Raw genomic sequence first — 15,737 nt, 5'->3', positions numbered from 1 at the left:
CATGCCGGCTCCTTGCGATACGCCGCCGCCCGACGACGTACATCCGGCCGACAGCGCCAGCATCACAGCCGCGAGCAGCGCCGCGGCCCATCTTGCCGATTTCATTTCACGCTCCTTTCGCCGCGAAGGCCGCGCGGCAGCACGGTTCGCAGGAACCGGAGGCCGCGCGATGACGAAACGTTTCGGCCGGGCGGTTTATTCCATGGCGTTTTCGGATTGGAGCGCGGTGGTGCGTCCCGACACGATCGTCCGCGCTCACCGCAAAGCGCCAAACGTCGGCGCCCGGGCGACCGACGGTGCGCCGGCGCGATCGTCATACGATTGAGCGTCCGTGTCGTGCCGAGCCGGCCGCACGTTTGCGGCGTGGCGGCATGCGGATACGCCGGAGCGCGCAGCGGGGGCGAACGGTGTGCCCCGGCTGCGCGCTGCATGACGGAAAGGGATCACGCGTGGCTGCGATGCCGCCGTCGCGGCGGCGTCCGTTCAACGATAGACGAGGTCGGCGCGGCGGTTCTGCGCCCACGATTCCTCGTCGTGGCCGAGTGCGACCGGCTTTTCCTTGCCGAGGCTGACCGCCTCGAGTTGCGACGCCTGCACGCCCAGTGTTTCGAGCGCGCTCATCACCGCCTGCGACCGGCGTTGACCGAGCGCGAGGTTGTATTCGGACGTGCCGCGCTCGTCGGTGTTGCCCTGGATCAGCACGTGCCGCGACGGATGACTGCGCAGATAATCGGCGTGCGCCTGCAGCAGCGACTGGTATTCGGGCTTCACCGAGTACTGGTCGAAATCGAAATAGACGCTGCGCTTCGCGAGCGGGCTGTTCGGATTGTTGAGATCGTCGGCCGCGACCGTGGCAACCGCTTCGCTCGACGGCGTCGGCGCCATGTTCGCGTTTTCGGGTGTTTTCGCCGCGTGGTGGCAACCCGCCAGTAGCGCGAAAACTGCCAGGACCGCCAATCGGTTCGTTTTGCTCATCGTGCGTCTCCTGCGGTTGACTGCGTGGAAAGTGCAAGCTGCCACGGCACATATCCGGCGAGGTGGCACGAAAGGGCCGGCCTGCGTGTGCGACGCACTTTCGTAAGCCGGCGACGTGCGATATGAAAGATTGTCTCGACCGGAACGCCGAATCACGGCGCCGCTGCAAATAGATTAGGAAAAATGTCACAGCGTGACCAGTTTCTCCATCTATTTGCGAAAAAACCACGCAGCGCGCGTTCTTGCTTGCGCGGCTGCGGCATCGTCAGAACTTGTGCCGCAACCCCAGCGCGACGACGACCTGATTGCCGTTCGCGGACGGCGTCATCGTCCACACGGTCGCGTTGAACGCCGGATTGCCGTTGCCGCCGCTCACGCTTTGATAGACGGCTTCGAGATACGCATCCGTACGCTTCGAGAACGCGTAGTCGGCCTGCGCGACCACGTGGTTCCATTTCGGGCGCGTCTGGCCGGTGCGCGTGTCGAAACGGCCCATCGTATACGTGTATGCGGCCGACACGCTGAATGCCGGCGTGACGAAGAAGCGGCCGTCGACCGTGAAGTTGTCGAACACCAGCGATTCGCCCTTCAGCGGCGTGATGCCGCCGCCCTGGAGCACGCCGCTCACGCCGTCGGTGGCCGAGTGCGACCACGCGGCGCCGACCGAGTGCAGGCCGAACGCGTAGCGGGCGGCCGCGGCCCAGATCTGCTGGTTGCCGCCCGTGATCGTCGCCGAGCCGTCGACTGTGCTCAGCGCGCCGTCCGGGTTCGGCGCGTTGCGGTCGCGGCTGATCTTCAGGTAGCCGGCGCCGAGCTTCAGCGGCCCGTTCGCATATCCGAGCCCCGCGCTCCACACGGCGTTGTTCGAGAACGCGCCCGCCGTGTTCGAAAACCCGTAGAGCGCGCCGAACGTCAGCCCGCGATACGCCGGGCTCGTGTATTTCACCGCATGGTTGATGCGCAGGTTGCGGTTCGAGTCGTCGTTGTCGTATGGGTGCACCGCGAGATTGCCGCCCCAGCCGGGCCCCGACGCGCCCAGCGGCGTGACGAAGTCGAGGATCAGGTCGTACTGGCGGCCGAACGTGAGCGTGCCGGCCGTGCGCGAACTGACGCCGATCCACGCCTGGCGGCCGAACATGTCGACGCCTTTCTGCGACAGCTTGCCGGTCGTGCCCGAGAAGCCGTTCTCGAGCGCGAAGACGGCTGCCATTCCGCCACCGAGATCCTCGCGGCCGCGCAGGCCCCAGCGCGATGCATTCAACGCGCCGCTCGTGAGCGCGACGCTGCCGCTGCCCGGCGAACCGGCGCCTTGCGTGCGCTGGTTGGTCGCGTAAGTGATCGACGTGTCGATCAGGCCGTACAGCGTCACGCTGCTTTGCGCGTCTGCGACGCCGGGCGCGAGCCCCGCGACGCATGCGGCGACGATCGTCCCCGCGGCCGTACCCGTGCGGCGTGCGCGTGAAGCGGAACGCGCGGTGCGGACGGTTGCGCGGGCGTGTCGGTCTATTTCGCAGGAATGCATAGGATTTTCTTGTCGTTGGTCTCCGGCCCGATCGCCGGTGGTCGTGGGCGCGTCTGCGCGCGGGCGCGACGCAGCGAGCGGCCATTATTGGAGATCGAGCGACGGCCGATTAAGGCGCTGCACAGGAAAGGTCCTCTGCGAAATTGCGGGGAATCGCGACGAATCGCGGCGTCGCACCGCAGCCGGTCGAGGATCGGCGGCGCACGAGCGGCAACGCCGCATGAAACCCGCCGCGCCGACAGGCTGCGCGAAAAGCACTCGCGCGAGCTTCGGGCTGCGAGCACGTCCGCGGCGAGCGTCGGCCTTAACCGGACGGTTACGCGCGGCCACGACGCGAGCTGGTTGCGCAGGCACACGATCGCGTCGCGGCCGCGGAATTCGGCAACATGCGGGTCGGGACGGCACGCGGCGTCAGCGAATTGCGCCGTCCATGCGACGCCGCCATGCGCGCGGCTCGTGTCGAGGTATGACAGATAACGTGCAGCGCCTGACAACGCAATCTGCGGCGCGGCCCACTGCGCGCCGCGCCATCCATATTCCGCGCCACCGGTATTTAATGACGTCCACGGAGGCAATCAGCAAATTTTTCCGCTGACGGCGATCGATCGGCTGGCGGCGGCATGTTCGTAGCATGCGTCTCCCCGCACTGCCGCAAGTCGGCCGCCGACTACGTAACACCCGGATTTTTCCCGTGCGCGCGTTCGGCACAATGGATCATTGCGCGCGGCCCGCCTGCCGCTGTGCCGGCGCGTCGCGCTTGCCGCGGGAGAACGGACATGGTGTTGATGGCTGTGGGCGGAGGCGGACCGGTCAGCGTGCCGCAGCCGCAGAATGACAACGATCCGGCACCCGGCAACGGGGCCGGCAGTAATCCGCCGGCCCAGACGCCGGAGCAGAAGGCGCTCGCGGCCGCGCAGGCCGAGACGCAGCGCCTGCTTAAGATCGCGCAGGCCGAGATGGCGACACTCAAGCGTCTGCACGACCAGGGCGCGTCGCAGGCCGATCTCGACAACCAGGTAAAGAAGGCCGAAGCCGCATGGGGCGCGGTGCAGGGCGCCGTCGAGAACCAGATGCGTTTCGCGGCCGACAGCGGCGGCGACGCGAGCAAGGCGATCGCCGGCGTAGCGGCGGATCTGCGCAATGCATCGCCGAACGATCCTGTGCTCGGCCCGGTCCTCGACGACGCGCAAAAGGCGGTATCGGCCGAATCGGCGCCCGAGCGGACGACCAGCGAGAAGGCGTTCGAATTCGCGCTCGCGATGCAGGACGACCAGGCCGCGAAAGCCGACGTGCAACAGTACAACGCGCTGCCGGGCGGCATCCGGCGCGCCGATCCCGAAGCGGGCGCACAGGTTCGGCAGGCGGCCACCACGGCAGATGCGAACGCGAACAACGCGTACACGGCGCTCACCACCGCGTTGCGGCACGAATACAGCACGTCGGCCGCGACGCTGCGCCTGAACGACGCGAAGGCCGATTACGCGGCATGGCAGAAGGAGCCTGGCGGCGCGCGGCGCGCCGACGAAGCCGACATCATGCGGGAAATGTCTCAGGCGCAGAGCCAGTACGACAAGGTCGTGACGGGCGGCGACGACACCGCGTTGACCTATGTGACGGCCGACGAGCAGAAGCAGGTCGTCGCGTCGGTGAAGCAGAATCACGACGGCATGTGGTACACGGGCCTCGTCGACGCGCTGGGCGAGGAAAGCCAGCTCAAGCGCACGATCGCGACGATCAATCCCGACGACCCGTCGCTGTCGCCGCAGATGAAGCAGCTCGCGCAGTCCGATCCCGTCACGTTCGCGCTGATGCAGGACACCGGCGTGAGCGTCGATCCGAACGACCCGAAACTGTCGCCTCAGGAGAAGGCGCTCGCGCAGCAGAATCCGCTTGCCGAAGCGTTCGTGAAGATGACGGTCGTCAACGTCAGCACGAACGGTATGAGCGATGCGGACGCGAAGGCGCTGAACGCGAAGATCGACCAGGCGGGCGGCGTGTTCGCGTATGCGATGGCGCAGGCTCAGGCGCAGAAGAACAATCCCGGTTATCAGCAGGTCCAGACGTTGCTCGCGGCCGCGCCCGACGTGCGGCTGCAGTACACGAAGCAACAGGTCACGCAGCTGATGCAGGGCCCCGGCGGCGACCCGGGCGCGGCGCTGCAGGTGCTGAAGACCAACATGGATGCGTCGTTCTCGCTGGACGAGCGCCAGGCGCTATGGACGCAGGCCGGCCAGCCGCATTTCGATGCGAAGTTCATCCATTCGCAGATCGATCCGCTGATGCAGAAGCCGGATTCGCGGGCCACGGACCAGGCCAGCATGCAGGCGCGCGTCGACGGCCGGATGAACGCCGACAAGGTCGGCAAGTGGATGCAGGACATCCTCGCGAACGCCCCGCCCGAATTCGCGGGCGTCGTGCTCGACACCGTCGAGAAGGATTTCGGCAACAAGTGGACGCAATCGAACACGGGCACGCCGCAGCCGTACGGCGACGGCATCGAATTCTACAAGGGCCTCAGTACGGCGGTCGGGCTCGCCGACCAGCAGCCGACCGCGAGCGGCGTGCCCGTGGATCGCGCGGACGACGTCGCGAACTGGCTGCTCGACGCCAACGGCAACGCGAAGACGCTGATCTACACGCTGCGCGGCAGCGATGCCGGCTACGGGTTCGACAGCGTGCGCCAGGCACTGTCGTCGGGTGTCGATCCGGCGTTGTCGAAGGCGCTGCTGTCGAAGATGCAGAACGACGACCGGTTCCGCGCAGGCTTCGCGAACGACTTCCAGCTGCGTTACGACCAGGGCACGAAGAGTGCGCAGAACAAGCAGAACAAGGCGGCCGCCAGCGCCAGCTACAAGCTGTTCCAGACCGATCCCGACAAGCAGCTGAAAGCGTATTTCGACGACTTCCAGAAGAACCTCGGCGACAAGTCCTACACGTTCACGACCGATTCCGACCAGTTGAAGAACTTCGTCGGCGCGGGGCTCGGGATTCAGCCGGACGATCCGGGTGCGGTGCCGACTGACCGGAACGACGTGCCGTCGATGGCGCTGCTCGAGCAACTGATCGTGAGCAACGGGCAGCTGCAGAACGGCACCGCCGTCAACAGCCGGTCGCTGTACGCGCAGAACTCGGCCGCGACACAGATGATCCAGGCCGTGGTCGACCAGATCCGCAAGGTCGGCGGCGATCATGCGGTGGTGTCGCTGGTGCCGATCTACTACGTGTCGAAGGAGTCGGGCACCGCGCCGAGCGCGCTGTTCAAGGTGCAGGTCGAAGGCCATCCGGACCAGTACAAGCTGATCGACGATCGCGGCTGGCAGTACGACAGCGTCGACAACTACCAGCACAACAACGCGCTGTCCGACGACGGCAAGCTGTACGTGCCGAAGAGCCTCACGAGCGACGCGGCGTCCGGCGACCTGTCGCAATACGAGTCGATCGACGCACACAAGACGGAGTGGTATCAGCACGTCGAACACGTCCTCGAAATCGGCACCGGCATTCTCGCCGCGGCCGGCGGTGTCGTGCTGGTCGCGAGCGGTATCGCCGCGCCGGCGGGCGGCGCACTGCTCGGCGCCGCGTGGACGGCGATCGGCGCGGGCATGGCCGTCGGCGCGACGGCCGCGATCGGCGACCTGAAGAACCTGAGCGACCACGGGCAGTCGATCAGCTTCGGCAACGCGCAGGCGCGCGGCGACTGGATCAGCCTGATCGGCAGCGGCGCGGGTTTCGCGGGCGGGGGGCTCGGCATGGCAGCGAAGTCGCTTGCGGAAGCGTCGTCGCTGCTGCGCACGACCGGGCAGGTGTCGGACATGATCACGCTGGCGTCGCGCGGCGAGGGCGTGACGGCCGACGTCGCCGGTCTCGGCCGGTTCGCACAGGAAGCCGATGCGTTCCAGTCGCTCGCGCAGACGACGGGCCGCACGGCCGGCATGTTCAACGTCACGGGCGGTGTGATCGGCGGCTACCAGATGGCCGATCAGGGCGTGTCGCTGGTCAAGAACTGGGATGCGATGTCCGACTCCGATCGCGCGCAGCAACTGCTGAACCTCGGCATCGGCGTCGCGCAGATGGGCCTGGGCTCCCACACGCTGATGGAGCGGCCGATCCGCGCGATCACGAAGACGCCCGCACCGACGACGATGCCGAGGCCGGTCGCGATCAACGTCGTCGACACGCTGTACGGCAACGGGCTCGCGAACCAGCGTCTCGCGGTCGGCGAGATCGGCAACCCGTGGCAGCACGCGGAGGAACAGGCGGCCAGTTTCGGCGAACCGGCCGACGAAGGCGGCGCGGTTGCTCCGGCCGACAAGGGGCTGCGGGCGCGCGTCGCCGCATGGCTGCGTGCGCGCCGCATGCAGGGCACGCCGGATGGCGATGCGATCGCGCTGCGGCTCGCGCCCGACGGCGAACCGGTCGACGGCGTGGCCACGCCTGCCGCTGCCGACGCGCTGACAGGCGACGGCGCGTCGCCTGCCGAAGCCGGTGTGCCGGCCAACGGCGCACATCCTGCATCGTGGGAGATTCCCGCGCATATCGCGGCCGACCCGGCAATATTGAGCGAGGTGGTCGGGCGGATCATCGAGAGCGGCAATCGGCTCGAGGACGTCGAGTACTACGTCTACGCGCTGGAGGACGCCGAAGGCAACGTGCGCAATCCGGAGGAAGACGGCCTGCCCGCGACCGCCAAGGGCGACCTGCTGAAGGACATGAGCGCGGCGAAGGCGGACGAGCGCCGCGCGAAAGCCGTCGACGATGCGCAGGCGCGCCCGGCCGTCGCGGCGGACGAGGACGGCACGATCGGCGTGACGCGCTACGCGACGTATCACGATGCGCTGATGGTCGGCGCCGACGGCGTCGCGGGCGGCCGCTACCGGATCGCACTGGTCGACCAGCGGGCGCTCGCCGCGGACGGCACGGTGCCGCCGGAAGCGGTCGTCGGCCATGTCGGGCTGACCGACGCCGGCGATGCGTTCATGCTGTCGATGAACGATGCGTACGACCGCACGCTGCGCGTGGCGTATCCGCGCGGCTTCGATCCGCAGAAGCCGCTGATCCGCAGCGAGGACGGCCGGCGCGTCGACGTGATCAACGCGCCGTTCGGCATGAGCGAAACGCAGTGGGCCGCGTATCCGCGCCGCGAGGCCGATCTAGCGATCTATTCGGACAACGCGATCCAGCCGGAGAACCGGCTGCCGCCGGGCGAGCGGCCGCTGATGCCGGTGCCGCCCGGGTACTTCGCGGTATATGCGCACGCGTGGGCCGATGCGTTCGCGAGCGCGACCGGCAAGGCGATGAGCGCCGACGACCTGGCCGAGATGATTCGCCAGAGCGGCTGGGACGGCAAGTCGCCGGTGATCCTGTATGCGTGCGGCGCCGGCACGCGCGTGAGTCCGCTCGCGCAATTGCTCGCGAACGTGCTGGGCGTCGACGTGTACGGCGCGAGCGGCTTCGTCGCGTGGCGCTCGCCGCGCTATCGCACCGACGGCTCCCCGGATTCCGGCTATACGAGCGGCATCCTGATCGAGCCCGGCGCGCCCAACCAGGCCGGCGTGCCCGACCATTCGGTCAGCAGCGGGCCGCGCACCTACCGGTTCTCGCCGGCGCTGGCGGTGATCGATCAGGGTGCGCATCCGGTCGACTGGAGCAGCGTCGCGCCGCGGCCGGTGTCGAACCGGTGGGGCGGCCGCGGGGCCACAGGCGACGCGCGCGTGCCCATCGGCGTGTACGTGTGGCGCATGCTGACAAGACGCGGGTCGATCATCAATCCGCGCAGCGGCCGTGCGGCCAGCGCGCTCGAGATGACGCATGCGCTCGAAGCGCTGGCGTGGAAAGGCTATACGCCCGGTACGCCGATTGCGCTCGACGGGCCGCGCAGCGGCGCCGATCCCGCATTGCTGCAGGAATTCGCGGACTTGATCCAGGCGCCGGTGTTCGGCCGGCTCGGCGACGACGACGCGGCCGGATGGCACCGTGCGCTGCCCAATCCGCACCGCCGGCTCGCGCGCTTCGAGATCGAGCCCGACGTGAACGGCAAGTTCTCGCCGGGCGGCGCGCAGCCGATCCGGATCAATCCGCTGGAGCTGCGGCCCGTGCCGGGCACGAGCGTCGTGAACCTGCTCGGTCATGCGACCGCACGCCAGTTCCTGAAGGTGTCGGGTTTCGACATCGCCGAGTCGCACGGCACGCAGCCGCGCGACGTGAGCCTCGACAGCGCGGCTGCGATCACACAAGGCGGCAAGACGATGTCGCCGCGGCAATTCGCGCGGGCGCTGCTCGACGATCCGGCGTATACGGAAGGCAACGGCGTGCTGCTGACGGGCTGCTATCTCGGCGCCGGCGGCTATTCGTTCGCGCAGGAACTCGCGTACGAGCTGCAGGTGCCCGTGATCGCGTCGATCGCATCCAACTCGGTGCGCGGCACCGGGGCACTGGAACTGTATCCGCTCGACGGCTCGATCAAGGTGCCGGCTCACGATCCCGACGTCGGAACGCGGCTCTATCTGCACGTACCCGAGGCGCCCGACGCGAGCGACCCGCCGATGGTGTTCGCGCAACGCGGCGGACCGGCGGCGCATGGGCCCGTCCATGCGGATGCGCCGGTCGAGCCGGTGCGTCCGATCGAAGCCGGGATCGATCCGCACGGAGACAGCGGCCGGCGCGCCGCGGACGGTGCGCCCGGCAATACCGGACGGCCGGGCGCGCCATCGGCCGGGCCCGCGCATCCGCGGCTCGCCCCCGAGCCGGACGCAGGCGAACCGCCGGTATACGAGCCGACCCCGCTCGTCGAGGTCGCGCCCGACCAAGTCTACACGGCGGACGAGTGGGTCGCGCGTGCCGAGCAGGCCGCCGAAGCCCAGGCCGACGACGGCCTGTCGGGCAAGACGGAGAAGATCTATCCGAAGGCGAGCCGCGTCTATACCGACCGCAGGATCGCCGACGGCGGCGTCGTCACGACGACGATTCACGGTCAGTCGGTGCTGCAGCCCGGATTCGACGACGTGACGGGCATCGACGCGACGCAGCATCCCGAATTCCTGCGCCCGGCCGATACGCTGCTGATGCCCGCCGACGATCCGCTGCATTCGGTCGGCGCGCGCGGGCTGATGTCGCCGCCCGGTCATCACGTGGTGTTCGGCCACGGGATCTCGGCCGACGCGATGCTCGGCCCCGACGGCCGGCCGCTCACGCCGGACGAGGTCGCCGAGCGCGTCGCGCCGCATCTCGAAGCGGGGCAGGACGTCACGCTGTATTCGTGCTTCGGCGGATCGAACAAGCACGATCCGCTGCGCGTCGCGCCCGGCCAGGTGCGCGCGGCCAGTACCACCTTCGCCGCAGCGCTCGCGCAGCGGCTGTCCGAGCTGACGGGGCGGCCGACGTCGGTCTGGGCGCCGCCGGACATCCTGCTCGTCGAACCCGACGGGTCGACCACCGTACGCGGCACGCGACTGACGGGCCAGGTCGACAAGGATCGTCTGCCGATGCAAAGTTTCCGCGGCGACCCGGCGCGCGCAGGCCGCCCGGCGCTGCCCGCGGTACGCGACGCGCAAACAGCTCCCGGCCCCGCCGGCAACGCGTCGCGCCCGCTCGGCGAGTCGCCGCCGCGGCCTACCGTGCCGCGCGTGGCCGATCCGACGTTCGCCGATCCCGAGTACGACTTCACCGCGATTCCCGACGACACGTTCGAATCGGTCACGCTCGACCATCCGTTCCGCACGGCGTTGGCCGACCGGCCCGGCGTGATCGGCGACGCGGCGCGCGTGACGCAGCCGGGCGGCACGGTGAGCCAGCGCTGGCCCGGCTATTTCCTCGACGAAGCCGAACCGACCCGCGTAATCGACGACGTGATGCAGGCCTTCCATGCGGCCGGCCTGACCGACCTGCGTGTCGAGTTCGTGACGCACGACGGCCCCGTCGTGCTCGGCAGCGGCACCGATTTCGGTGCGCTCGACCCCGAGGCGGGCTGGTTCCGGTTCAGCGGCACGGTGCCGGACGCATCGACGGCCGGCGCGGCGCATGCGCCGGGCCGCACGCCGGTCGAGGCGAGGCTCGCGTTGCCGGAAGGCGCGCGGACGGTCACGCACGGCGAACTCGGCCAGGCGCTCGACAACGCGCATACCGGCCCGCGCAACCACGCGTACGTGCCGACCGAAGCGTTGCCGGACGGCACCGCGTTCGCACAGCCCGATCTGACGCCGCAGGAACGCGTCGCGGCCAGTGCCGCCGCGAACCTCGCGGCCGTCGACGCTGCGGCACCGGCCGACGTCGCGCTGCTGTCGGCGCTCGGTCACGATCCGGGCCGCGCGCTGCGCATCGCCACGCCCGACGGCGGCGAGCTGTACAAGCCGGCCGGTGTCGACATGTATGTCGTGCGAACCCGCGACCCGGCGACCGGCGACGTGTCATACCGGCTCGTCGGCATCGACCGGTCGGGATTGCCGGAAGGCTATGCGGCCGTGCATGCCGGCGGCGCGCGTGCGGTCGGCGCGAGCGACGGCCGCCCGACCTGGCCGACGATCGGCCCGGCGGGCCCCGCCGCCGGCCGCCTTGCAAGTCCGGCCGGCGAACCGTCCGGTGCGGCGACGCCTGCGTCCGCCTCCGTACACGCGAATCCGCCGGCGGTGCCGCAACCGTCGACGGCGGCCGAAGCGGCCGATCCGCAGGCGATTGCCGCGACGTGGCTCGACAGCCTCGGCCGGCGCACGCTCACGCGCGTCGACGGCCGGCACGCGCCGACACTGGACGGCCTCGGGCGCAAGCTCGGCCCCAACGCGCACGTGCTGATTACCGAGCACACCGACGCGCCGGCCGCCGACGGCGAACACGCGGCGCCGGCGTTCGTCGCGGTGCTCGAGACGGACGAGCATGGCGTGCTCGGCCCGGTGCGAATGCTGGACGGCTCGCGCGTGCCGAAGGCGCTACGCAAGGCGCTCGTGAAAACGGGAGCCAGCGGGCGCACGGCACGCCGGGCGTTCGATTTCTACGTGTCGCCGGTCGCGCACGACGAGCTGATGCAGTTCGGCGGCGCGTCGAAGATCGAGACGCGGGACGGCAAGTCGTCGTGGTCGGTGAGCGCGTCGGGCCATCCGGTCGACACCGCGCTTGCCGCCGACGTCGTGAAACTGCGCGACGCGCCGGGATTCAAGCGGCCGCGTCAGGCCGTGGCTGCGGTCGAGGGGGAACGGCGCTGGATTCATGTCGTCGAGGAGGAGACCGGCAAGGTGCTCGGCTACGCGGAGCGCAACACGAACCACGAATGGAAGTATTACGAAAAGGCGCCGCTCGGCGATACCGAGGTCCCCGAACAGGATCTGCGCACGGTGTTCCGGCGTCGCCGCCGCGGCGGCATTCCGGTGCTGCGCTCGCCGCGGCGTGGCATCCGGTTCGTCGTCAGCGACGTGAAGCCCGAGACCGTCGACCGAATCGGCGGCTTCCAGCCGGCGAAGGATCCCGCCGAGGTGGAGAAGCCGCCGCGCCGGACGCTCGGCGACGTGTTCCAGTCGAGGGTGCCGCTGCGCCGGCCGCTGACGCCAGCGGCGCAGGGCGGCGCGAGCGAAGCGGGGGCGCGGTTGCCGGTCGATCCGCACCTGTTGCCGTCGGACAAGTCCGTACTCAACGCCGTAGACTTCAGCGGCAACAGCGTGCCGCATCTGCTGACGGCGATTCGCAACGGCGCGGTCGACGGCAATCACCACGTGATCTACGTGTTCAAGACGGACGGCGCAGTGGGCGAAGCGCTCGGTAATCCGCTCGGCGTGATCGCGGCGCGCAACGGCGAGATGCGCTGGTTCGACGAGATCCGGCACGTGAACAACCTGCGTCATCAGGGCGTGCCCCTCGATGAAATGCCGATCGGCAACGATCGCTTCGGCACGGACATGCATTTCCTGCTCACGCAGTTGCGGCCGCGCGAGTTCCTGCGCAGCGCGAGGCCGACCCGCATCGCCGCGCTGCAGGCGCGCGAGAAGGCGCTGCGCGAGCAACTGACCGATGCGGAGGCGCGCGGTCAGTCGTCGGCGCCGTTCCGCGCACTCGCTGCGCGGACGCGGAACCGTTACAACGAGGTGCGCGCCGACCTGCATCGCTTGCGGCACGCCAGTACCGCGCCGGAGCCGCTGTCGATCGAGCCGTACCAGCCGGGGCTGTCGTCGTCGACCGTCGTCGCGTTCAACCTGCGCAACGGTGCGGCGAAGACCGAGCAGTATTTCCCGACGCACGATCAGATCGAGGCCTATAACAAGCAGGCGCAGCGCGCCGGCAAGGTCAAGCTCGTGCTGAAGGGCGAGCCGCAGGCCGTGATGGTCGACCCGGGCATGTGGCGCACGCTGCTCAACCGTCTGTATGTCGGGCGCGACGTGTCGACGTCCGCGTCGCGCTTCTTGCCGGTGCCGGGCAAGCTGCGCGCGCGCACGCGGAAGTTCGGCGCGGCGACCGTCGCCGATCACCGGATTCAGCAGTTCTTCACGCGCTCGGACCCGGCGTTGCAGGATCGCATGGTGCCGATGGCGCGTTCGCTGTCGCTGAGCGACGATCCGGTGCTGATGCGCAAGATGGTCGAGCAATACGGCGGCGTGACGCCCGTCGTGACGCTCGTGGTCGATCCGCATCTGCTCGCGGCCGTACTCGGCAAGGCGCATGATCCGGACTTCCTGCGCGCGGTGAAGGCGCTCGGCGACCAGAAGAACGCCGTGTTCGACGGCGAGAACGGCGTCATCCATCCCGCGCCCGGCACGGACGGGAAGGCGCTCGCGCTCGACCATCTCGCGCACCTGCATGCGTGGCTCGACGAAGCGGCGCGCACCGGCTTCGCGATCCGGCTCGAAACCGCGCCGTCGCGCGCGCTCGTGTCGGGCACCGACTACCGGTACCAGTCCGGCACCAACGACGCCTACCACGACTACGTGAGGGTCATGACGGCGCTCGAGAAGTGGTCGAACGCGAATCCCGGCAAGACCGCGCCGAACGTGATGGTCACGTTCCACGGCTGGGATGCGGTGCCGGAATCGGTGCCGGGCGCGGGGCACGAGAAGCTGCTGCGCGCGGTGCTCGAGCGCGAAGGGCTCGAATGGGTGCACGTCGGGCTGTCGCTCGGCACGCACGGCGCCGACTTCATCGGCAACCAGGACCTGACCGGCGCGCTCGCCAAACTGATCGTCGAGAACCGCAAGAATCCCGCGATCATCAATCGCCTGCACGGCGCCGATGCACTTACCCGCGTGTTCGAGCGTGTCGACCGGCAGACGCTCGCGAACCAGCATCAGCTGCTGTTCGCGGAAGTCGAACGGATCGGCGCTGCGGACGGGATGACGCCCGCGGAGATCGCCGGACTGCGCCAGAAGCTCTACGAAGGCAACACGACCGTGTGGCTGAACCAGGCGCGCAAGGCGACCATCGAGCATGCGACGGAGTACTGGAAGGGCGATGGCAACGAGCCGCATGGCAAGACGCAGAAGCTCGCACGCGCGTTCGCCGGGCGCTGGCTCGGGAAATACGGCGACGGCGTGCCCGATCGCGTGATCACGCGCGCTCGGCCGTCTGCCGCGGATCCGCTCGAGCACTGGAGTGCGGTCGTGCACGATCCCGCACTGATCAACGACGGCACCAAGCCGATCGGTACGAGCCGCCGGGAGACCGCGCAGGTCGCCAACGTGGAGATTCCCGATGCGGCGCGAGCGCAGGCCGAACTGCATGCACTGCGCGTGCACGACGAGCCGATCGGCCCCCACCGGCCGCCGCCGTCCGGAAAGCGGATCGCCCGCGAAATCGGCGGCGCCACGGTGACCGGCGCGGCCGCCGGGGGCGTGGTCGTCGCGACCGGCAATGAGCTCGTGCGCACCGCGTCCAATTCGCTGTACGCCGGCCTGCGGGTCGGTCGCGTGTTCCAGGCGCTGCATCACGGCGCGGTCGCGAGCCTGAAGAATGCCGATCCGCGCGTGTTCGATCACGTCGTCGACCGGCTCGTGCGCGGGCTGCAGAAACAGCTCAAGGCGAACGGCTTCGACGTCGACGGGCGCGGCACGCAGCTCGAGCAGATCGCGCACGAAGGCAAGGCCGCAGCCGCGCAATTGCGCGCGCTGAACGAAGAGGGGACGCTGACGTTCGACGAGACCGTGACGCACCTGAAGGCCATCGCGGACGACATGCTCGGACAGATGCAGGGCGTGGTCGGCGGGACGTCGCTGAAGCTGTTGCACCGCGGCAGCCCGCGGCATTCGGTCGGCCGGGTCGGGCGGCTGTTCGCGCTCGGCGGTTACGGCGGCACGATCACGATCAACGGATTCAAGTTCCTGCAGGGCAACTGGCTGGCCGGCGGGCAGGCCGTGGGCGGGATCATCAGCGCCGTGTCTACCGGGATCGTCTACAAAGGCGGTGCGCGCGGCGTGAATGCGGAGAATCGCAGTCAACTCGCGCGGATCGCGAGCGCGACCGGCGACTACGTGACGTCGGCCGTGAGTCTGACTACCGGCATCCACGGCGCGATAGCCGCGCATACGTTCGGCGACGGGATGACCGGCGTGCTCGGTGCGATGTCCGGCGCGCTGCTGGGCGCCGGGCGGCTGCATTCGCAATTCCCGAACGCGACGCCTTGGATGGCGCGCCTGCCGACCGGCATCGCGTTGCTGCCGGTGGGGATCTTCGCGATCACGCAGGGGTACGGGCTGATTGCGGCATTCACCGGGTCGGACGAGAAGGACAAGAAGCCGGGCTCCGGCGCGACGCCGAAGCCGACCCCTTCCGGTTCGACCAGCGCGTCGCTCGCACCGACACCCACGACGACGACGACACAGCCGGGCGCATCTGCGTCACCGACTGCGGCGGCGAAGCCGTCGGCTACGCCATCGCAACCGGCCCAGCCTTCGACGGGTTCACCGAGCGCGACGCCGACACCGACGCCCACGCCGCTGACGGTCAACGTCGTGGCCGGCAATTCGCTGTGGACGATCGCGGAAGATCACGAAGGATCGCTGCTCGACGCGGCGCACGTGCCGACCGACGAACGGCAACGGATGTCGGACGGCCAGCGGATCAGCGCGGCATTCAACGAGATCCTGCAGCTGAACCGGAATCTGGCGGGCCACCCCGGCGAGATCGATCCGGGGCAGCAGGTCATCGTCGGGTGAGAGGGGGAACGGGGGCGCCAGCGGAGGTTGGGGAGCGAACGCGGGCCTGGATCGACGTCCCGTGGCTGCGTTCGCTGCGCGTATCGTCGACGCGGGCCGCCACCCGATCGGCGACGCCC

At 69.3% G+C, this 15,737-nt stretch carries 5 protein-coding genes; 2 read left to right on the top strand and 3 right to left on the bottom strand.

The features are described 5' to 3' along the window. Window positions 1–169: 169 nt before the first annotated feature. Window positions 170–325: a hypothetical protein gene (locus tag Q3A80_RS10620; protein ID WP_446329000.1), complete on the top strand. Its 156-nt coding sequence runs from the start codon at window positions 170–172 to the stop codon at window positions 323–325. Between the two features lie 158 nt (window positions 326–483). On the opposite strand, the gene pal is transcribed toward Q3A80_RS10620, so the two are convergent. The 3 genes from pal to Q3A80_RS10605 form a co-directional block, all read right to left on the bottom strand. After that, window positions 484–975 (bottom strand): peptidoglycan-associated lipoprotein Pal, encoded by a 492-nt coding sequence (pal, locus tag Q3A80_RS10615; protein ID WP_446328999.1) that lies wholly within the window; start codon window positions 973–975, stop codon window positions 484–486. Between the two features lie 265 nt (window positions 976–1,240). After that, entirely contained in the window at window positions 1,241–2,497 is a 1,257-nt protein-coding gene (locus Q3A80_RS10610; protein ID WP_446328998.1) for a porin, read from the bottom strand. Next, window positions 2,479–3,072: a hypothetical protein gene (locus Q3A80_RS10605; RefSeq protein ID WP_446328997.1), complete on the bottom strand. Its 594-nt coding sequence runs from the start codon at window positions 3,070–3,072 to the stop codon at window positions 2,479–2,481. Before Q3A80_RS10605 ends, Q3A80_RS10610 begins: the two co-directional genes overlap by 19 nt. Before the next feature lie 201 nt (window positions 3,073–3,273). Here Q3A80_RS10605 and Q3A80_RS10600 point away from each other — a divergent pair, with 201 nt between their 5' ends. After that, window positions 3,274–15,618: an LWXIA domain-containing protein gene (locus tag Q3A80_RS10600; RefSeq protein ID WP_446328996.1), complete on the top strand. Its 12,345-nt coding sequence runs from the start codon at window positions 3,274–3,276 to the stop codon at window positions 15,616–15,618. Window positions 15,619–15,737 lie beyond the last annotated feature (119 nt).

The organism is Burkholderia sp. SR8 (assembly GCF_052851275.1).
The sequence above is the reverse complement of the archived record's forward strand: the minus strand, read 5'-3'. Positions and strand labels throughout refer to the sequence as shown.

Excerpts from the sequence above, each read along its gene's own strand:
- pal (WP_446328999.1), bottom strand. The coding sequence starts at position 975 with ATGAGCAAAACGAACCGATTGGCGGTCCTGGCAGTTTTCGCGCTACTG.
- Q3A80_RS10620 (WP_446329000.1), top strand. The coding sequence starts at position 170 with ATGACGAAACGTTTCGGCCGGGCGGTTTATTCCATGGCGTTTTCGGAT.
- Q3A80_RS10600 (WP_446328996.1), top strand. The coding sequence starts at position 3,274 with ATGGTGTTGATGGCTGTGGGCGGAGGCGGACCGGTCAGCGTGCCGCAG.
- Q3A80_RS10610 (WP_446328998.1), bottom strand. The coding sequence starts at position 2,497 with ATGCATTCCTGCGAAATAGACCGACACGCCCGCGCAACCGTCCGCACC.